The organism is Pandoraea horticolens, assembly GCF_902459555.1.
Classification (GTDB): Bacteria; Pseudomonadota; Gammaproteobacteria; order Burkholderiales; family Burkholderiaceae; genus Pandoraea; species Pandoraea horticolens.
Map to the genome: position 1 here is coordinate 20079 of NZ_CABPSM010000027.1, position 18524 is coordinate 38602.

Genomic DNA, 18524 nt, shown 5'->3' on the forward strand with positions numbered 1-18524 from the left:
GTTTCCGATCTCCCACCGAACTGCTGCACGCTTTCCGCAACGCCGCTGCTGCGCGAACTGATGATCCGATCCGCCAGCCTTCCGATGCGCTATCCGGAGGGCGGGATGGAATCGCGCCTGGTCACGCGGCACCTCGACGAAATCGCGCCGGCGCCGACCGGAAACCTTCATTTGCCCATGCCGGCCGACGCCCGGCTTCGCAAGATCGTCGAAACGTTCGTGGACCACACCGCCGATCGCGGGACGATCCGAATCCACAACGAATGGGTTGACACCCCGTCGGGTTGGGATATATTTGTACCTGTTTGTTTTGTTTTTCGTACCAGTACAAAGGATAAATTTATGACTATCCCATCGGATGTTCACCTCAAGATCGGCGGCATCATCTTTCCCGGCATGGACCAATGCGACTTCACCGGCCCGTTCGAGGCCCTCGCCCGAGTCCCCAATTCCACTTTCTTCACCCTCTGGAAGGACAAGAACCCAGTCCGCGACCTCGCAGGCATGCTGCTTCTGGCCGACACCACTTTCGACGAAGCACCCCAGCTCGACGTACTGCTCGTCCCCGGCGGCTACGGCCAGGAAGCGCTGATGAACGACGAGACTGTTCTCGGCTTCATCCGCAAACAGGCCGAAGGCGCCCGCTACGTCTATTCGGTATGCACCGGCGCACTCCTTTGTGGTGCCGCCGGCCTGCTGCACGGCCGCCGCGCCACCACGCACTGGACTGCGATGGACGTGCTGCCGCTATTCGGCGCAACGCCCAGCAACGACCGCGTGGTCATCGACGACAAGTTCGTCAGCGCCGGTGGCGTCACGTCCGGCATCGACGGCTCGCTGATCGTGGCGTCGTTGCTGCGCGGAGAAACCGTCGCACAGGAACTCCAGCTATATATGTCCTACGATCCGAAGCCGCCGTTCCAGGCCGGCTCGCCGGCCACGGCCCCCGCAGCGGTGCTCGCCACCGTCACCGAACGGGCCCGGGTCATCACCGAAAAGCGCCTGGCGACCGGGCAGGCGTACCAGGCCGCACAGGCAGGCGTAGGCGCCTAACCCCATCTCCGACGGGGCGAGTGCAGCCGCGCCCGCCCCCCCCATTTCCGCCCTAAAAACCGGTGTCCGGCTTCGCGAGATCGGTTCCCCCCTCCCTGCCGCCCCCCCCCTTACGGCCGAACCATCGATTCCACACAGGTTTACCCCGATTTTTTTCCATTTGACCGATCGATCTGACCCATCTACATTGAATGGTACATATATATTTATGTACTGGTACGTAAATACAATTTGATCCTCGTTGATCTGGAGAAAAGAATGGACGCGCACATAAGACTGTCAGAACCCATCGCCCCGCCGTCAACGGCGGAGTTCCAGCCCGGCACGTTCGAGGCCTGTGTCGCGTCGAAGAGTCGTCTGATCATCCGCCTCACCGCCGCATTTTTCGTCTGGTACTTCGCTTTGCTGATTGGCGATGGATGGTTTCGTTCGCAATTCGCTACCCCCATTGCCGGCATGGTGAACGTCGGCATGGTGCTCACGCTATCGCAGTATCTTTTCGGCGCCGGCCTCGCGATTTTCTACGCGTGGCGCATGCGCACCATCGACGCACAAATCGCTGCGGCAACGGCAGCCGGTCCGGAAGGAGCACAACGATGAAACGGGACGCATGTTCGCGCCTTTTGCCGCGGATTGCCGCGTGCACGGCGACCCTTCTTTTCCCGGCGCTCGCGCCTGCGGCCGAAGTGGTGCCGCACGCCTACCGGCTGCACGCCTTTTCCGTTTTCGCCGCGGTGATCGCGTTCACGCTGATCGTCACCTGGTTCAGCGCGAGACGAGGTAAAAGCGCCAGCGAGTTCTACACCGCCGGAGGCGGCATCTCGGGCCTGAAAAACGGGCTGGCCATTGCCGGCGACTATCTGTCCGCCGCCGCGTTCCTCGGCGTGTCCGGCCTGATCGCGCTGTACGGCTACGACGGCATGCTGTATCTGGTCGGCTTCTTCGCCGCGCTCATTCCGGTGCTGCTGCTGGTCGCGGAACCGTGCCGCAATCTCGGGCGTTATACGTTCGGTGACGTCCTCGCCTACCGCCACAGCTTCAAGACCTCCAAGATGCTGGCAGCGTTTTCGAGTGTGATCATCGCGATCTTCTACATGATCCCGCAGATCGTCGGCGGCGCCGTGCTGCTCTATGCGCTGCTCGGCGTGCCCTACGAAGTATCGGTGCTGGCCGTCGGCGTCCTGATGCTGCTGTATGTCACGTTCGGCGGCATGCGCGCCACCACATGGGTACAGATCATCAAGGCAGCGTTGCTGCTGAGCATGTGCGGCCTGCTGGCGATGCTGTCCGTTGCGCCGTTCGGCTTCAACGTATCAACGCTGCTCGACACTCTCTCGCACCAGCCCGCGTTGCGCGACTGGCTGCTCGCTTTGCACCGCTTGCCAGCCGACGACAACACGCTCATCTCGCGAACTTTTTTCGAACCCGGCCTTTATCTCAAGGACCCAGTCGAGCTCTTATCACTGGGTCTCGCACTGACGCTCGGCACGGCCGCAATGCCGCATATCCTGATGCGCCTGTTTTCCGTGAAGAACGCGCAGACCGCCCGCCAGTCCGTGCTGTGGGCCATGTTGTGGATCGGCGGTTGTCACCTGCTGATCATCGTGATCGGATTTGCCGCGGCTTATTATGTTGGCGCGGCCGGCATTTCGTCGGCCGACAAGGGCGGCAATCTGGCCGCGCTGCTGCTCGCTCAACACCTTGGCGGCGGTGCCTCGACGACCGGCGGGAACATACTGCTTGGCGCCGTGGCCGCGATCGCGTTCGCCACCATCGTGGCGGTCGTCGCCGGTCTCACGCTGGCCGCCGCGTCGTCGCTTGCGCACGACGTGTACGTCGGCGTGCTGAAGGGCGGCAATGCTTCGGATCACGAACAGGTTCGCGCCGGCAAGGTGGCGTCGGTCCTCGTCGCGTTCATCGCTACAGGCGCAGGCTTGTTCGCCAAAGGCCAGAACGTCGCGCATCTCGTCGGACTCGCCTACGCAGTCGCAGCGTCCGCCAATCTGCCGGCGTTGCTGGCAACGCTCTACTGGAAACGCTGCAACACTGTCGGCGTGATAGCCGGTGTGGTCGGCGGATCGCTCGTCGCGATCGCCCTCGTGCTGGTGTCGCCGAACATGCAGTATCCGCTCGCCGTTCGCGCCGAGGCGACGCGTGCGCTCGCGGCATCCAGTACGCGGCTGGCCGCGCTCGAAGCCGAAGGTGCGATCCGGTATACGGGGCCGGGCGATTTCTCCGCCGCACGCGACGCCGCGCGCACGAGCCGCGACGCGGCGCAGTCCACGCTCGATGCGATCGGCTCGCGCACGACCAGCCTCGTCGGCCTTCGGGCACCGCTCGTATCGCTGCGCAATCCGGGCATCGTATCGGTGCCGCTCGGCTTCCTGTTTGTGGTGATCGGTTCGCTGTTGGGCCGCCGGCGCGGATCGGGCACGGGGTGGAAAGCGCTCGTCTATCGGCGGGACAGCGGAGTCGGCGTCGCCCATGCCGTCGATCACTGATACGCGCTCGCCGCGTCCTTCGCGGCCCAGCGGTGGTTCAGGCCGAAAGCGTGGACGACGTTGTCTGGCACACCCTGACGAGTGCTTCGACGAAGTCGAGCGTTTCAGCTGGCGTCATTCGGGCAGCCGTCACACGGATACCTTGTTGCCCCTCCAGACAGAACTCGTGCCCCGCCCGGACAAGCCAGCCGGCGGCGAACAGCCGCTGCGCCACTTCGAGTTCATTCTGCAGCGGAACCCAGACGTTGAGGCCGGCGCCGGGCAGCACGTCGAAGCCGCGCTTTTTCAGTGCGGCCGTCAGCAACTGGTGACGCTCGCGGTACGCGATGCCCGCCGCCGCGATCTTCTTCTGCACCGAGCCCGTGGTCACGAGTTCGAACACGAGACGCTGCACCAACGTGCTCACCCACCCCATCCCCACGCTCTGGCGCTCCTCCAGACGCTGAACGGTTTGCGCGTCGCCGGTGGAGAAAGCGATCCGGTAGTCCGGCCCGAGCGCCTTCGACAGCGATCGCACCGTCAGCCAGCGCCGCACGCCGGTGTGCCACGAATGGTAGGGCGCAAGGTTCAGCAGGTTCGTATGGTCGTCGTCGATGAACAGCACGTCGCTATTGCCGCTGACCATTTTTTCCAGCTCGGATGCCCGCGCTCGCGACGTCACCACGCCTGTCGGATTATGGGCGCGGCTCGTCGAGATCACCGCTTTGACCCCAGCCTTCAGCGCCTTGCGAAGGCTTGCCGGCACGATGCCCGCAGGGTCGAGCGCGAGCGGTACGGCATCGATGCCCATCGAACGAACGAGAGAATGCACGCTGATATAACCAGGGTCTTCGACTGCAACCCTGTCTCCCGCCCGGATGCCCGAGACAATGAGTGCCCGCTCGATGAGGTCGAGTGCGCCTGCGGACACGAATATTCCGCCGGAAACCTCGATACGATCGTCGATGAACTGCTTGCGCGCCCAGTCAACGAAAGCGTCGTCGTTCCGATGCTCGCCGTAGAGCCGGGGTTCGACGCTCATGCGCGCCATCGCCTCGTGGACTTCGGCCTCGTCCGGAAGAAGGGCCACGTCGGGATTTCCGTCTCTCACGAAACGGGTCTGCGCGGCGCGGCCGGCCGCGTCGCGCGCGCCGGCCGCCGACGCGTGACGGCGCACGGTCGACCCTTGCCTCCCCTCCCCGGAGATCAGACCTCCGTCGCGAAGCTGCCGGTAGGCGACCGCCACCGTGTTCTTGTTAATGCCGAGGCTGTCCGCGAGCGCGCGAACCGTTGGCAGCGTATCGCCGGGTTTCAGACGATCTTCGAGTATCGCGCACTCGATCGCGCGCCTGATTGCGTCGGCCTTTCCTTCGGATGGACTGCTGTTGTCCAGATCGATGACGAGCGCTTCCATGAATTCCCCATGCTTGATAAGACATAGTTTATCTGACAATGGGACAAGCATATTGACTTATTCCGGATGGCTTTCCCGCTCTCCTTGAAACAGCAGTGAACGGCAATGTTTCCATGGTACGAACTTTTATTCATTACCAATACGTAACACACCCGATCGGACAAACCCATTATGGATGACACACTTTTCGACCCGGTTCTTCTGACCCAGCGCATGGTACAAACCCAGACGGTCAATCCGCCCGGCGACGAACTGCTGCTCGCCGCGGAACTTAAAGACCTGCTGAGCGAATTGGGACTTCACACCCTCGTTCAGGAAATCGCGCCCGGCCGCGCAAACCTGGTCGCATGGAGTACCGTCTCGGCCAGCCGCCGCCTGTGCTTCACCGGGCACCTCGACACCGTTCCGTTCGGCGCGGGAAGCTGGAGGGCTTCGCCGTTGAGCGGACACATCGATGGCGACCGGCTGTACGGACGCGGCTCGTCTGACATGAAAGGCGGCATTGCGGCCTTCGTGTCGGCGCTCAAGCGTTATAAGGACCTGCACGGAACGCTACCCTGCGTACTGGTGATCCTGACCGCAGGCGAAGAGACCGGCTGCGAGGGCGCGAAGCGCCTGAACGAACTGGACGTGCCCGATCTGAACGTCGGTGCGATGATCGTTGGCGAGCCGACCTCGAATCAATGCGCGATCGGCCATAAAGGCGCCCTCTGGCTGAATGCCCACACGTCCGGCTGCGCGGCTCACGGCGCGATGCCCGAACTCGGGGACAACGCGATTTATCACGCGTCGGACGCGATCCAGCAACTGCGGATCTTTGACTTCGGGACTCCCGACGATCCACTGCTCGGCCGCCCCTCGCTGAATGTCGGAACGATCTCGGGCGGAGCGAACGTCAATTCGGTCCCCGACGCCACCACGTTTTCGATCGACATCCGTACGGTCGGTGGCACGTCGCACGACGCGCTGGTCGATCGCCTCGGCGCCTATCTCGGGCAGAAGGTACGGCTGTCCGCCGCCGTCGATGTCCCGGCGCTGACCAACGAACTGGAGAATCCGTGGCTCGGCTACGCGATTGAAACGGCCGAGGCTGCGACCGGCGTTCGAACGGGACAAACAACCGTCGCCTACTTCAGCGATGGCCCGGTGCTGAGAGACTGGCTCGGCGAAGTACCGACCGTGATTCTGGGGCCCGGTGAACCCTCGCAGGCCCATCAAACTGACGAATGGTGCAGCGTGCAGCGCATTCGTCAATGCACCGGGATCTATCTGCAACTGATCTCTGGCTGGCAGGCGTGCGCCGGCGCAAATTCGCAAGCGCACGCCGCGACGACGGCATGACTGTATTTTTTTGTGTTGAAAAAGTGGCATCGATCATGTAGCGTTTCGTCGTTCTACACATGCAGTACGGGAGAGATCGTTCCTCGCGAACGACGCCGACGGAGCAACCGCCCCGGAAACTCTCAGGCAAAAGGACCGTACTGCCAGAACATCTGGAGAGCGGCGCTTCGCGCGCCCACCGAAGGGGAGCCCCCCGGCCGCGAAGCGGCCGTGCGGGCGAAACTCTCAGGTACATGGACAGATGGGGCATCGGCGCCGGTTTGAATCCAACGCGGCCGGCGATGCTCAACTCATCTGGATCATGTCATGCCACGAATCGCCATCATCGGCGCCGGCATTACCGGCGTCACCACTGCGTATGCGCTCACGCAACGCGGTTATCAGGTCACCGTTTTCGATCGGCATCGCTATGCCGCGATGGAAACGTCGTTCGCCAACGGCGGGCAATTGTCCGCGAGCAATGCGGAAGTCTGGAACAGCCGCGCGACCGTGTTCAAGGGGCTGCGCTGGATGTTCACGCGCAATGCCCCGCTGCTGCTCAATCCGCGGCCGAGCTGGCACAAGTACAGCTGGATCGGCGAATTCCTGCGTCAGATTCCGCACTACCGCAATAACACGATCGAAACCGTGCGTCTCGCGATTGCGGCGCGCGAGCACCTGTTCGGTATCGCGGAGCGCGAGGGTATTCAGTTCGATCACGAGCGGCGCGGCATCCTGCATTTCTACGCCACGCGCAAGGAGCACGAGGCAGCAGCGCGCGTCAACGAACTGCTGCGCACCGGGGGACTCGACCGGCGGGCTGTCACGCCGGAGGAAATCAGAACCATCGAGCCGGCACTAAATGGCAGCTTCTTCGGCGGATTCTTTACGGAGTCCGATTCGACCGGTGACATCCACAAGTTCACGCGAGGCCTTTCGGCCGCGTGCGAACGGCTCGGCACGACGTTCCATTACGACACGGACGTGCAAGCGATCGATTCGCTCGACGGCGGCCGCATTGCGATTACCCGCACCGCAGGCCGTGATACGTTCGATGGCGTTGTGATCTGCGCAGGCGTGGGAAGTCGGTCGCTCGCGGCCATGGTCGGCGACCACGTGAATGTCTATCCCGTGAAGGGTTATTCGATTACCGTGCATCTCGACGATGAGGCGAGCCGTCGAAGCGCGCCGTGGGTCAGCCTGCTCGACGATCACGCGAAAATCGTGACGAGCCGACTTGGCGTCGACCGCTTCCGCGTCGCGGGCACTGCGGAGTTCAATGGCGTGAACCGTGACATACGTGCGGATCGGGTGGAGCCGCTGGTTCAATGGACGCGTCGATACTTTCCGGGCGCTTCGACTGCGAGGGTAGTTCCGTGGGCCGGCCTGCGCCCCATGCTCCCGAGCATGCTGCCGCGCACGGGGCGTGGCAAACGCCCGGGGATTTTCTATAACACGGGGCACGGACATCTTGGTTGGACGCTCTCTGCTGCAACGGCGGAGGCTGTGTCGTCCTTGATAGATAATCGCTAGCCCTCGGGCGACGAGTTCCGTCGGAACGTTGGGCCCGCACTCATGACTGTTCGCTTCGGCAAACACCGGACCACATGGCTTGGCCTCATCGCCATGTGGTTCGTCGTGTTCGCTCCGATAATCGGTCGGCTAACCGTTCGTCAGGAGCGCCGCTACGTGCAAGCCGTCGCGATCGCTCACCTTGAACATTTTTTCCTTAGGCGTCAGCGCGTCCAACTCACGGCTGGATCACTCCCACTCGATCATCAACAGACCGCCCAAACCCGCGTGGTTAAAGGATTTGGCTATGATCGAAATGGGCCTTTACCGTCGCTTTTACCGTCACCGCCGCATACCTTTTGCTGACGCGGGAGATGGGGCGATTGGCGAGGCGACGACTCTGGCAACACCATTATCAATCAGCTTCAATTATACCGAACAGGCGACCGCACTTCATCAAGGCGACGGTGATTTGGGGATTGTTGCTCCAGTCGTAACCTAGATACGACCACAGCAAGTTATCCAAATATCCTGGCGTGACCTTCAACGCTTGCTCGGCACCGCAGCAGAAAAGAACCCGACTGCCCTCCCCGGCATCACGCCTCTCCGTCCTTGCCTTGGTCACAAGCCGACAGGCGATCATACCGCCCCAGATGTCAGAAACTAATGCATCATTTCTCTGTTCCGAGAAGTGTCCCATGAATACGTTAACCGGAAACCATCCTGCAACAAGCCCAATCCCTCCCTGAGGGGATGCTGTCGCCTAGGAAATCCTGCACTTGGGAAGCCAGTTGGCGATGGATGAGGCGTTCTCACCGCTGACCAGCGGTTGGCCCATTGCTGCGCGTGGTCGCGGTACCTACATTTTCAAAGATGTGGAATAAAGAGGCGAAATGGAAGGACACAATTTCGAGAATTTGCGGGCTCATATCGTCCCCCTGTCCGTGTCGCAGCGCTTCGACATCGCCCGCACCGAATGGTCCTTGGTCGCAGTCGAAATCAGCGAAGAATTCGACCATTGTCCATGCGGACAAGAAATTAAAGAGCATTGCTACATCCGAAACCGTCTCAACGGAAACGAGACCTATGTTGGCAATGTCTGCATCAACCGCTTCATCCAAATTGACACTGGCAACCTGTTCGACGGGCTCAAGCGAATCGCGAAAGACTTAACCGCCAACGCCAACAATGACCTCATCGAGCATGCCTACCGCATGGGCTACCTCTACAGCGAGAAGGAATACACGTTCCTGAAGCAGACGATGCGGAAGAGAAATCTCTCAGACGCGCAGATCGCGTGGAAGACCAAAATAAACAGGCGGATTGTGGCTCAAACTGTGGTTCGGAAACGTACCGTAAGATGATGCGTATGCGCCCCGTCATTGAATGAAAACCAACGGGCGCAACTCTCGGGGGAACGCACGCAAATGTATATCGAACAGCTTCTTCTAACGAATTTCCGTTGCTTCGGGCCGGCTGGCACATCAATCGATTTGACGAGCGGTCTTACGACTTTCGTGGGAGTCAACGGCGCCGGCAAGACGGCTGCGCTACAAGCGCTCCAGCGCCTCTTCGGGATCACTGGCGAGCAGCGACGCCTTCGTCGCCAAGATTTTCATGTGCCTGCAGCTGAGCCTGCGCCACCTCTCCAACGCGCACTCACTCTTGAGGCGATTCTGGCATTTCCGGAGCTAGACGAGGCGGACGCCAACGCTGGGGCGATCCCGGAATTCTTTCAGCAGATGGCAGCGGACGACGCCGGACAGCTGAAATGTCGGCTCCGCCTCGAAGCTACCTGGATCGATGACGGCTCGCTTGAAGGCGCCATAGAGCAAAAATATTGGGCGATCCGTACCCTCGGCGCCTTCGCTGAAGCCGACTGCATCGAACTCAAGGCACTCGACCGCGCTCGTATCCAAATGATCTATGTGCCCGCATCACGCGATGGCACCTCCCAGGTCACGTCCTTCCTGCGCGGCCGCCTCTGGCGTGCAATCAACTGGTCACAAGGTGTAAGGCGAAGCTTCGCCGACGCAGGCAGCGCTCTCAATGGCGCATTTGCAGCAGAGCCCGCCGTCGATATCGTTGTGGGCGCGGTTACACGGCGGTGGCAGCAAGTTCACACAGCGGGTACCGATACGACACCGCTGTTTCGTCCGATCGACCTGCGCTTCGAAGAGGCCATCCGCAAGGTCGAGGTTGTCTTCCGTCCCGACGAGGCAGGCCGCGAGCGAGCGCTCGATGATCTTAGCGATGGACAGCGTTCGCTCTTCCATCTGGCGATGACGGCCGCCACCCTGGATATTGAAGCCAATATCGCTGCAAACGCCGCCGCAGGCTTTCAGCCAGGGGGCGTTCCCCTCCCTGGCCTTACGCTCATTGCCGTGGAGGAGCCGGAGAACAACCTCGCTCCTTTTTACCTGTCGCGCATCGTTCGCCAGATTGAGGAGCTAACCGCCGGTCCACGCGCGCAGGCGGTGATCTCGAGTCACTCGGCAAGCATCCTCGCACGCGTTGATCCCGCTCAGGTCAGGCATTTCCGCCTAAACCCAGTCGACCGCACGGCGCGCGTGCGCGCGATCCGTCTTCCGCAGGATCAGGAGGAAGCATCAAAGTTTATACGCGAGGCAGTCCGCACCTACCCGGAACTTTACTTCGCACGCTTTGCCGTCCTAGGCGAAGGCGCCTCAGAGGAGGTGGTACTGCCGCGCCTTGCTGAAGCGATGAATCTCGACATCGACCGCTCGTTCGTCGCCGTAGTTCCGCTCGGCGGCCGTCACGTCAATCACCTGTGGCGACTTCTGACCGATCTCGACATTCCGCACGCGACCCTTCTCGACCTCGATTGGGGACGTGACGGCGGCGGCTGGGGACGCATCAAGACCGCATGCACCCAGCTCCTCGCGGTCGGCGTCGCACCTCAGGCCATCTTTGCACAACCAAGTCCTGCCGGTCCGGCTGCCGACCTCGCGACGTTTGATAGGAATCCCGCCGAGGATTTTGCTGGTTTGACGAACTGGGCAAACGCGCTTCGCCAGCACAACGTATTCTTCTGCACTCCGCTCGATCTTGATTACTCGATGCTGCGGGCATTTCCTGGGGCCTATCAAGTTCTAGAACCCGGACGACAAGGTCCATCACAACGAGGAAACCCACGCACCGCCGTTCTTGGCGAGGAAGGTCGCCATGGCCTTTACGGCGCGGAACATGAGCAATTGCTGCGCTGGTATCGTTATCTGTTCCTTGGTCGAGGCAAACCCAGCACCCACGTTCGCGTATTGAGCGACCAGACTTCACAGGCGCTGACAGCTGGTGCGCCGGAAGAATTGCGCGCCCTTCTGACCTCGATCTCTGCTCGCCTTGCGCCGCCCCCTCCACCGCCGCAGAACCAACACCAACCCCCGGCGGCCTGACCATGGCGCTCGTCCGGCCAGAAGACTGGCGCCCGAGAGGCATCGAAGACCTAGAGCCTGAAGCGTGGCGGGCATTGCGGCAACATGGCTCCGCCTGTGTCTTTGCCGGGCCTGGCGCTGGAAAAACCGAGTTTCTCGCTCAGCGTGCTGCTTTCCTGCTCGAGACGGGGCGCTGCCCTACGCCCTACCGCATACTCGCTATCTCGTTCAAGAGCGACGCCGCGAGTAACTTGGCCGCACGAGTGCACAAACGCTGCCCGCCCGAACTTTCGCACCGTTTCACTTCATTGACCTTCGACGCTTTCACGAAAAGTCTGGTCGACCGGTTTCTGACGGCGATACCAGCCGATTGGCGCCCTAGCCGGCCCTATGACATAGCGTTTCCGAACTTCCGCCAACTAACAGGTTTCCTTCAGGACTCGCTCCTGAACGCGCCCAACCCGTGGAAGGCGGACGTCGCCGGTCTTAGTGCCAGCGATTTCGAATCGCACCACGCGGGGGCATATCGGCTTCCTATCGCGCGCGCGGCTGCGCAATCTGGAACCGAATTGACCATCCAACGATGGTGGGCGAGCCAGCTCGCCGCCCAACCTTGCTCGCGCATGACGTTCGTCAGCCTCAATCGGCTCGCCGAACTATTGTTGCGCGCCAGTCCCCATATTCAACGAGCCCTGCAACTCACATATCCCTTCGTCTTCGTCGACGAGTTCCAGGACACGACCTACGCGCAATATGACTTCCTGCTGTCGGCATTCCAGGGCGCGGACGTCGCGATCACGGCCGTTGGCGACGACAAGCAACGGATCATGACGTGGGCGGGCGCGCGAGCAGATGCGTTTGAGCGTTTTGAAGCGGACTTTGCAGCAGTGCGTATCCCCCTCCTCTTCAATTTCAGATCCTCGCCCGATCTCGTGCGCATTCAGCACGTAGTCGCCCGGGCCTTAGACCCGAATGCTGCTGCCACCGTCGCCCAAGCCGCGCGGCAAGTCGCTGGAGACGTCGCCCAAGTCTGGAACAGTCCCAGCAAGGCCCGTGAGGCCGAATACCTCGGCCAGTGGCTCGCGAACGATATGGCCGCTCGCGGTCGCGCGCCTCGGGATTACGCCATTCTTGTTAAGCAAAAGTCCGACGACTACGAGGCCGATCTCGCCGAACCACTCGCGAGAGCAGGCTTGCGCCTCCGCAACGAGAGTCACGCGCTCGGTCGCACGACGTTGCAGGATCTTCTGACCGACACATTTGCGAAGATCGCTGTGGCGTTCCTTCGCTTGGGCTCGACGCGGCGTGCCGCGGATTCGTGGCAGCTCGCCTCAACAGCTCTGCTCGAAATCCGCGCCATTGCAGATGGCGACAATGGCGGCGAGACTCGCACTGAGGACGAACTCACGACCTTCATCGCAACACTGCGCGCCGACATGGCCAACTTGCCACCGTCTGCAGCCTCTGCGCAAGCATTCGCCGACCGTGTTTATGCATTCTTAAACCTAGCTGCCATCGCGCGGACATATGTCGAATATTCGACCGGTGACCTTCTCTCCATCATGGCGGAAGCCTTCAAACTGCACGTCGCCGCCTCAGCGAACGGAGCGCCGACATGGACCGGTACGCTCGACGTATTCGAAGGCCTGGGCCAGATTCCATTGATGACAGTCCACAAAAGCAAGGGGCTTGAGTACGACACGATTGTCTTTGTTGGTCTCGACGATCAGGCATGGTGGGCGCACAGGCCCGGAAACCCAGAGGGTCTCGCAACATTCTTCGTCGCGCTCTCCCGCGCAAAGCAGCGCGCGATCTTTGCATTCTGTCGTGAGCGCGGCCGGAGGCAACGCGTGGCTGAGTTGTTCCAGCTTCTAACAGAAGCTGGAGTACCGGAGATAGCAATATAATCCTCACCAAGCGACTCGCCCTGCTTATTCGGCAGTACGCGTAATTCAGATTCGGGCTCAAAATCCTCCGCCGCAAGGCTTGTCTGTTCGAATCTGGCCTCGGGGCACCAATTCGGAGCCGCCCCCATGTAGACAGGGGCGGCTTTTACTGTCTGAAGCTATGCTGTGCCTTACCAATCAACGGGATATGCATGCACTACATCGACGAGTTCCGCAAAGAGTTCCAGCAATGTACCGTCTTAGGTACGCCCAGTCCCCAGCACGCCATAGATCTGGCCAGTTGGCTTAAGGCTCAGGGTATTCAACTTTTCAAAGATGCATTCGCGCAGGAAACCAATCACTCCGTCCCCGACCTTCCTGACGAGAGGTTGATCGAACAAGCCTACCCAAAGGGCCTGAACGAGATCGACAAGAAACAGGCACAGCAAGCCTTCTATGCGTCCAATGCCAAGATATTCTCCGAAACCTGTGCATGGATTGCTGAAGGTGTAATCAATGCCAGTACCGATGCTCGAAGCGAACCCTTCGCGTACCAGCATTACTCACTACTTCGAAATCTCGCGCTAGATGCCCAAACGCTTTTGGATGATTGGGCTGCCCTAACCCAAGAAACCCCAGCGATGTATGGCATTTGGAAAAATTCGCTGCACGATTTTTTCCAGATCTCACATGCGGCTGAGCAGTTAATGTTCGGAGGTTCTCCGTTCTTTGCCTTCGCAGACCTTGCAACTGATTCGGGAGCCGCACTGCTCCGCGTGGCGCTCGAAACCAGGATACGCTTTGGCTTCGGACTACTGGGCGTTCTCGATCGATCGAATCAAACAGTCCTACCGCTCAACATGAGTAAAGTTTTGGCGGCAATCAAGCTACATGAGAGCAAGTTCAAACTAGCAATTCCACTACAACACATAGAGCGAATCTATAGCTGGTCAAACATCTACGTGCATGTAGGTTTGAAGCACTTTACCTGGTCGCCAATTTTTGCCCTTAAATACCTAAATCCCCTGCTTCGAGGCGGAGACTATCCTGGTGGGACGGGCGTGAATGCGGGGATATATATTGACAAAGCAACGCTGCTCGACATTCAAAAAGAAGCGGAGACAGCGTACCAACTCGATACAACAAAATTTGAGCTTGTAACCATTTCTCCCGAACGATGCTCGGCCATTTTGAAACCGTAGCTTGTCTGAGCTTCTCAGTCCGGAAACCCTTGTGCCAAGGGACTACAAGCAACGCGCCTAGAAATTAGGCAAAAGATGTGTATAACGCAATGCCATAAGAGACCATTCCGTGACACCAGAAGACCTAACTTTTTACACAATGATTGGCACATTAGTTTCCGCCGTCGCGGCGGCAATTGCTGCAATCATTTCCATGCTCAGCCTGAAATCTTGGAAAAGACAGGCGAGATACGACAATACGCGAAATGCCGTGAAATCTTGGCTTTCAGGAGCAGCTATCTTTAGAGGAACTCTGAAGCAAATTTATTCCAGCAAGGTCAGCTGGCCGGATGACAAGGAGTCTATTGAGTTTGTTTCAAATAATTACTGGCAGCTAGTTGCTCTCTGGCCACCGGTTCATGCAAGCCTTGAAGGAAAAGCTAAAAAGGTTGCTGAGGAACTTTGGCACGACCTATTTACAAAATATAATAATTTCATGAGCGGTGCTGGCGAGCTGGAAGGGCTCGGACAATCCGTCGAGGCAATCTACAACAATGAGCAGCTCAAAGGCGTCATTGCTAATCCTCGTTGACGCAAAACGACTAATAGTTCCGTTCAAGGCGGACGGCATCACCGCCGTTTCAATGTCCATCGCTTTCCTGCTAGCAACGTCGCCTACCTATGATGGATTCGCCTCGCGCTTTACTGGTGAGCGAGGAGGCCCGGATGTCGTACCTTTCCGGAATCCCCGATCTCCGGCCATGAACGCTTCCAGCATGTGAGGAATCAGCGTCAACGCATCAACCGTCTCACCGTAGGTTTGCGCGTGTAACGCGGCATAACGGTCGAGGTCAGCCTTTAGGCTCGCCGAACACGTAAAAGTCAGCTTGACGGTCTGAGTATCGGGCAGTGGCCCCAGCCGCAGCTTTTTCGTGGACGCACTCATTGCATCGGTCCTCGCTGGACAAAGAGCGGCTGGTATAGCCGCAGCACAAGATCCTTGTTCACCATCACGTTGACCTGAAACCCAGGCCGTACCGTCAGCGTCGGCTGGATACTCAGGTCGCGGCGTGTGATTTCCTGTCCGACCTGATTAGCCGTGTCCTGCGAGCTGTCGCGTAACGCGATAACCGTGTTGCCGTTGGCGCTGCCCTGATTCGAGACAGCCAGTTCGGAGCCGACGCCGAGCATCGTGGACAGCACGGCACCCGTCAAAATGCGGCCCCAATGCCAGTCCACGCCATCCTCCAGGCCGGCATAACCGGCTGGGTCGATGCCGGGCAACTTGTCGAGCGCGATCGACGAGGTATCGGGCAACACCAGCCGCAACCAGACCAGCAGCACCCGCTGCTGCCCGAACGCGACCTGGCTGTCGTAGCGCCCGATCAGGCGCGAACTCTGCGGAATCAGCAGATAGTGGCCGGTTGCGGTGTCGTACACGGGCTGCGTGACCTCGGCAATGATCTGCCCCGGCAGGTCGGAATTGATGCCCGTCACCAGCGCGGCCGGAATGATCGTACCGGCCATCACCGTGTACGGCGACGCCGGCGCCTGCAAGCTGCCCGTGTTACTGGTCGCAGCGTCGCCGCCCTTGGCCATGAACGCTTCCTTCTGGTCCTGCCGGTTCTGGATCGCCGTCGGGTCGTTGGGTTGCGCGGCCGTGGATGCCGGCCCGGCCCGCATCGGATTGAATGCGCCGGCCCCGGCATTCAACGTCGGTGTCGTGCCCGCCGACGCGGAAACCGTATCGGACTTGCCGGCATCGCTGCCGGTGCGAAAGAACACCGCCGAGCGTGCAATCTCGTCGGCCTGGCGCTGCCGGTCAATGTTCTCGGCCGATGGCCCCGGATTGACGTTGCCACCCGGCAGCGGTGGCATCGCCGACGCTGCACCCCAATCGCCGGGAAGCGGCGGCCCGAGTTGCGGCACGCTGGCCGGCGCCGCCGGCGCGGGTTTCGTGGGCAGTTTCGAGTAGTCGGCCGGCAACTGGTCCAGGTCGTCGGCTTTGGCGACCCGATCGACGTTGTAGAGGTTGGTCTGATCGCCCGAACCACGCCGACCCTTCGATTGCAGCGCCCACATCGACGCACCGGCCACGGCCACCGCGAGCAGCGTGGCGGAGACGGCCAGCGTGCGACGGTTGAGCCGCGTTACCGCGCGCGGTGCTGCGCGCAAGGCGACGCCCTCCGGGGCGACCTTCGGCACGGGCTGGGCTTCGTGGTCAGTCGTGCCCATGACTGGCTCCCGCAGCCACGCCGTCGGTGCGTTCGATGCGTACCACAGCGGCCTTGTCACCGCCGAGCCGCAGCTCGGCCGCGCCGAACAGACGATCCACGATGTCGTAAGGGGCATGGAAACGGTAGTTCACCAGTTCGCCCTTGCCATCCGGCCCGACCACGAACAGCGGCGGCAATTCACCCTGTGCGATACCGACCGGAAACTGGATATAGACATGCTGTCCATCATCGAACGCACGCACGGGTTTCCACGGCGGGCTGTCGCCCGTGATCGCATAGCGGAAATGCAACTGATCGAGGGATAGCCCCTCGGCCGCCGGCGCCTGTGCATCGGCGGCTTGGGCCTGAGCCTGCAAGGCCAGCATCTGGTCCTTCGGATACTCCCACGACACCGACGCCATCCACGCTTTCGCGGTGGACGTGAGTTCAAGCAGATAGGTACGCCGGTTTGTGGTGATGACGAGATTCGTCATGATCCCCGCGCGCACCGGCTTGACCATCACGGCCACGCGCCGGCTTGTGCCACTGCCGCTCGCGGTATCGCCCACGATCCATTGCACGGTATCGCCGGCGGCGACAGTCACCAGTTCCTCGCCTTGCTGCAAACTGATGACCGTCACGCGGCCAGGGCTGGTATAGACCTGATACAACGCACCATCGGAGAACGGCCAGACCTGGATCGCGTTGATGTAGCCGTCGCGCGTCGGCACCACACTGGCCTCTGCATTGGCCTGTTCGACACGCGCCTTCGCGTCCGCCGGCTCCGGTGCCGGCTTCGCATCGGCGGGAGGCAACGGCTTCATCTGATCCGGCAACGGCAAGGGCTTCGGCACTTCCACAACCGCAACAGGCTTGGGCGGCTCGGGCAGCGGCTGCGCCTTGACCGATTCGTCCAGCGAGATCGCCGGCGGTGGTTTGCCTTGCGTGGCGCAACCAGCAAGGCTGCCCAGCAGGATGAGGAAGGCAATGGCAGTGATCGACGGTTTCATGGCTTCTTCGCTCCTTCCGGTGCGTCCAGGTCACGGCTCCAGGACAGCCCGTTGATGTAGATACCGAGGGGATTACGGCGCACCTGCTGTTCGGTGCGCGGGGTCTGCATGACGAGAGTGAGCATCGCGGTCCAGTGCTCGGTGCCGGTCGGCGTGCCGTCGTTGAAATGCTGCTCGGTCCAGCGCACCTGGAATGAGGCGTCGCTGACACGCACCACGCTGGTCACGTCCACCGATACGGAGTCCTGCCCGACATGGGCAAACGGATCGTGAGCGCGTGCGTAATCGTTCAGCGTCGCCGCGCCCCGGTCAGTGGTGTAGCCATAGGCTTCGAGCCAGTTCTGCCGCACGACTACCGGGTCGATCGACAACGAGCGAACGTCGGTAATGAAGCGCGCCAGGTGATAGGCGATCTGCGCATCGGTCGGCTTGTACGGTGTGACTGCTGCGCCGACTGCGCGGACCTGTCCGGCGTGATCGACTTCCACCACATAGGGCGTGACACGCGACTGGCCAGATTGCCAGACGAGGCCCGCGGCCATCAGCAGTGCGAGGCCCAGGCAGCCGAAGGCCATCAGCCGCCAGTTCTTCGCCTGCACGCGCGCGCTGCCGAGGCGTTCATCCCATACCTGCGCGGCGGCCTGATAAGGCGTGGCGGGCGCAGGTGATTCGCTGTAGCGCACGCCGGGTCGTGTGAAGCGCATGGCTCGCCTCCCTTACTCGTTCGAGGAATCGTTGAGTTCCGGCGCGGCCCCGCCGCCGCCGTGGTCGGCCGAGCGCACGACATGCGCGGCCGTCGAAGCGCCATGCGCGGCGCGCTGGCGGCGTTGCAGGCGTTGCGCCCAGTCGGGTGGTTTGTTGGCGGATGCCGGCGATGCGTTATCGGCAGTCACCGACGACGTGGATGTTTCGCTCGCGGCTTTGCGCGAGGCGGATGGCGCACCCGCGCCGCCGGTCGATACCGCGCGATCGCGCACGGCGCGGACACCGGCCGCGACCCGCTCGCCGGCGGCCTGTGCGCCGCTGCGTGCGACGTTAGCGACGCCAGCACCGAAGGCTC

At 61.2% G+C, this 18524-nt stretch carries 16 protein-coding genes, 1 pseudogene and 1 riboswitch; of the genes and pseudogenes, 11 read left to right on the forward strand and 6 right to left on the reverse strand.

The window, feature by feature from the left end:
• Positions 1-105 precede the first annotated feature (105 nt).
• From PHO31112_RS25660 to PHO31112_RS25670, 3 genes are all read left to right on the forward strand, one after another.
• Positions 106-1053 carry a DJ-1/PfpI family protein gene (locus PHO31112_RS25660; RefSeq protein ID WP_246178567.1) on the forward strand — a complete coding sequence of 316 codons (948 nt, stop codon included), beginning with the start codon at positions 106-108 and terminating at the stop codon, positions 1051-1053.
• A 258-nt stretch (positions 1054-1311) separates the two neighbouring features.
• Positions 1312-1653, forward strand: a complete 342-nt coding sequence (locus tag PHO31112_RS25665; protein WP_150624369.1) for a DUF485 domain-containing protein — start codon at positions 1312-1314, stop codon at positions 1651-1653.
• On the forward strand, positions 1650-3554 hold the full coding sequence (locus tag PHO31112_RS25670) for a solute symporter family protein (RefSeq protein ID WP_150624371.1): 1905 nt from the start codon (positions 1650-1652) through the stop codon (positions 3552-3554). The genes PHO31112_RS25665 and PHO31112_RS25670 overlap by 4 nt, the downstream gene beginning before the upstream one ends.
• Before the next feature lie 37 nt (positions 3555-3591).
• Here the strand turns inward: PHO31112_RS25670 and PHO31112_RS25675 are convergent, their stop codons facing one another.
• Positions 3592-4947 carry an aminotransferase class I/II-fold pyridoxal phosphate-dependent enzyme gene (locus PHO31112_RS25675; RefSeq protein ID WP_174995888.1) on the reverse strand — a complete coding sequence of 452 codons (1356 nt, stop codon included), beginning with the start codon at positions 4945-4947 and terminating at the stop codon, positions 3592-3594.
• Positions 4948-5118: 171 nt separating this feature from the next.
• Here PHO31112_RS25675 and PHO31112_RS25680 point away from each other — a divergent pair, with 171 nt between their 5' ends.
• The 8 genes from PHO31112_RS25680 to PHO31112_RS25715 all read left to right on the forward strand — a co-directional run bounded on the left by PHO31112_RS25680 (position 5119) and on the right by PHO31112_RS25715 (position 14830).
• Positions 5119-6288: a M20 family metallopeptidase gene (locus tag PHO31112_RS25680; RefSeq protein ID WP_150624375.1), complete on the forward strand. Its 1170-nt coding sequence runs from the start codon at positions 5119-5121 to the stop codon at positions 6286-6288.
• Between the two features lie 57 nt (positions 6289-6345).
• Positions 6346-6436: riboswitch (glycine riboswitch) on the forward strand.
• A gap of 158 nt (positions 6437-6594) precedes the next feature.
• Positions 6595-7800 carry a D-amino acid dehydrogenase gene (locus PHO31112_RS25685; protein ID WP_150624377.1) on the forward strand — a complete coding sequence of 402 codons (1206 nt, stop codon included), beginning with the start codon at positions 6595-6597 and terminating at the stop codon, positions 7798-7800.
• 286 nt (positions 7801-8086) lie between these two features.
• Complete coding sequence (locus PHO31112_RS25690; RefSeq protein ID WP_150624379.1) at positions 8087-8281, forward strand: hypothetical protein; 195 nt, start codon at positions 8087-8089, stop codon at positions 8279-8281.
• A gap of 391 nt (positions 8282-8672) precedes the next feature.
• The gene (locus PHO31112_RS25695; protein WP_141571510.1) at positions 8673-9143 is read left to right on the forward strand and encodes a hypothetical protein; all 471 of its coding nucleotides are present in this window, start codon (positions 8673-8675) and stop codon (positions 9141-9143) included.
• A 63-nt stretch (positions 9144-9206) separates the two neighbouring features.
• On the forward strand, positions 9207-11192 hold the full coding sequence (locus PHO31112_RS25700; RefSeq protein ID WP_150624381.1) for an ATP-dependent nuclease: 1986 nt from the start codon (positions 9207-9209) through the stop codon (positions 11190-11192).
• A 2-nt stretch (positions 11193-11194) separates the two neighbouring features.
• Positions 11195-13078 carry a UvrD-helicase domain-containing protein gene (locus PHO31112_RS25705; protein ID WP_150624383.1) on the forward strand — a complete coding sequence of 628 codons (1884 nt, stop codon included), beginning with the start codon at positions 11195-11197 and terminating at the stop codon, positions 13076-13078.
• 191 nt (positions 13079-13269) lie between these two features.
• Positions 13270-14259 carry a hypothetical protein gene (locus tag PHO31112_RS25710; protein ID WP_150624385.1) on the forward strand — a complete coding sequence of 330 codons (990 nt, stop codon included), beginning with the start codon at positions 13270-13272 and terminating at the stop codon, positions 14257-14259.
• A 109-nt stretch (positions 14260-14368) separates the two neighbouring features.
• Positions 14369-14830, forward strand: a complete 462-nt coding sequence (locus PHO31112_RS25715; protein ID WP_150624387.1) for a hypothetical protein — start codon at positions 14369-14371, stop codon at positions 14828-14830.
• 87 nt (positions 14831-14917) lie between these two features.
• On the opposite strand, the gene PHO31112_RS25720 is transcribed toward PHO31112_RS25715, so the two are convergent.
• The 5 genes and pseudogenes from PHO31112_RS25720 to PHO31112_RS25740 all read right to left on the reverse strand — a co-directional run.
• The gene (locus PHO31112_RS25720; RefSeq protein WP_150624389.1) at positions 14918-15184 is read right to left on the reverse strand and encodes a DUF2274 domain-containing protein; all 267 of its coding nucleotides are present in this window, start codon (positions 15182-15184) and stop codon (positions 14918-14920) included.
• Positions 15181-16473, reverse strand: a complete 1293-nt coding sequence (locus tag PHO31112_RS25725) for a TraB/TrbI/VirB10 family type IV secretion system protein (RefSeq protein WP_150624391.1) — start codon at positions 16471-16473, stop codon at positions 15181-15183. The genes PHO31112_RS25720 and PHO31112_RS25725 overlap by 4 nt, the downstream gene beginning before the upstream one ends.
• Positions 16460-17464: a P-type conjugative transfer protein TrbG gene (gene trbG, locus PHO31112_RS25730; RefSeq protein ID WP_150624393.1), complete on the reverse strand. Its 1005-nt coding sequence runs from the start codon at positions 17462-17464 to the stop codon at positions 16460-16462. The genes PHO31112_RS25725 and trbG overlap by 14 nt, the downstream gene beginning before the upstream one ends.
• Positions 17461-18168 (reverse strand): conjugal transfer protein TrbF, encoded by a 708-nt coding sequence (gene trbF, locus PHO31112_RS25735; protein WP_150624395.1) that lies wholly within the window; start codon positions 18166-18168, stop codon positions 17461-17463. The genes trbG and trbF overlap by 4 nt, the downstream gene beginning before the upstream one ends.
• Positions 18169-18180: 12 nt before the next feature.
• A pseudogene (locus PHO31112_RS25740) lies at positions 18181-18524 on the reverse strand (P-type conjugative transfer protein TrbL); the annotation flags it as partial.

What these genes read in the sequence shown, in the direction of transcription:
- PHO31112_RS25660 (WP_246178567.1), top strand. Translation starts at nt 106, where the DNA reads ATGGAATCGCGCCTGGTCACGCGGCACCTCGACGAAATCGCGCCGGCG.
- PHO31112_RS25665 (WP_150624369.1), top strand. Translation starts at nt 1,312, where the DNA reads ATGGACGCGCACATAAGACTGTCAGAACCCATCGCCCCGCCGTCAACG.
- PHO31112_RS25670 (WP_150624371.1), top strand. Translation starts at nt 1,650, where the DNA reads ATGAAACGGGACGCATGTTCGCGCCTTTTGCCGCGGATTGCCGCGTGC.
- PHO31112_RS25675 (WP_174995888.1), bottom strand. Translation starts at nt 4,947, where the DNA reads ATGGAAGCGCTCGTCATCGATCTGGACAACAGCAGTCCATCCGAAGGA.
- PHO31112_RS25680 (WP_150624375.1), top strand. Translation starts at nt 5,119, where the DNA reads ATGGATGACACACTTTTCGACCCGGTTCTTCTGACCCAGCGCATGGTA.
- PHO31112_RS25685 (WP_150624377.1), top strand. Translation starts at nt 6,595, where the DNA reads ATGCCACGAATCGCCATCATCGGCGCCGGCATTACCGGCGTCACCACT.
- PHO31112_RS25690 (WP_150624379.1), top strand. Translation starts at nt 8,087, where the DNA reads ATGATCGAAATGGGCCTTTACCGTCGCTTTTACCGTCACCGCCGCATA.
- PHO31112_RS25695 (WP_141571510.1), top strand. Translation starts at nt 8,673, where the DNA reads ATGGAAGGACACAATTTCGAGAATTTGCGGGCTCATATCGTCCCCCTG.
- PHO31112_RS25700 (WP_150624381.1), top strand. Translation starts at nt 9,207, where the DNA reads ATGTATATCGAACAGCTTCTTCTAACGAATTTCCGTTGCTTCGGGCCG.
- PHO31112_RS25705 (WP_150624383.1), top strand. Translation starts at nt 11,195, where the DNA reads ATGGCGCTCGTCCGGCCAGAAGACTGGCGCCCGAGAGGCATCGAAGAC.
- PHO31112_RS25710 (WP_150624385.1), top strand. Translation starts at nt 13,270, where the DNA reads ATGCACTACATCGACGAGTTCCGCAAAGAGTTCCAGCAATGTACCGTC.
- PHO31112_RS25720 (WP_150624389.1), bottom strand. Translation starts at nt 15,184, where the DNA reads ATGAGTGCGTCCACGAAAAAGCTGCGGCTGGGGCCACTGCCCGATACT.
- PHO31112_RS25725 (WP_150624391.1), bottom strand. Translation starts at nt 16,473, where the DNA reads ATGGGCACGACTGACCACGAAGCCCAGCCCGTGCCGAAGGTCGCCCCG.
- trbG (WP_150624393.1), bottom strand. Translation starts at nt 17,464, where the DNA reads ATGAAACCGTCGATCACTGCCATTGCCTTCCTCATCCTGCTGGGCAGC.
- trbF (WP_150624395.1), bottom strand. Translation starts at nt 18,168, where the DNA reads ATGCGCTTCACACGACCCGGCGTGCGCTACAGCGAATCACCTGCGCCC.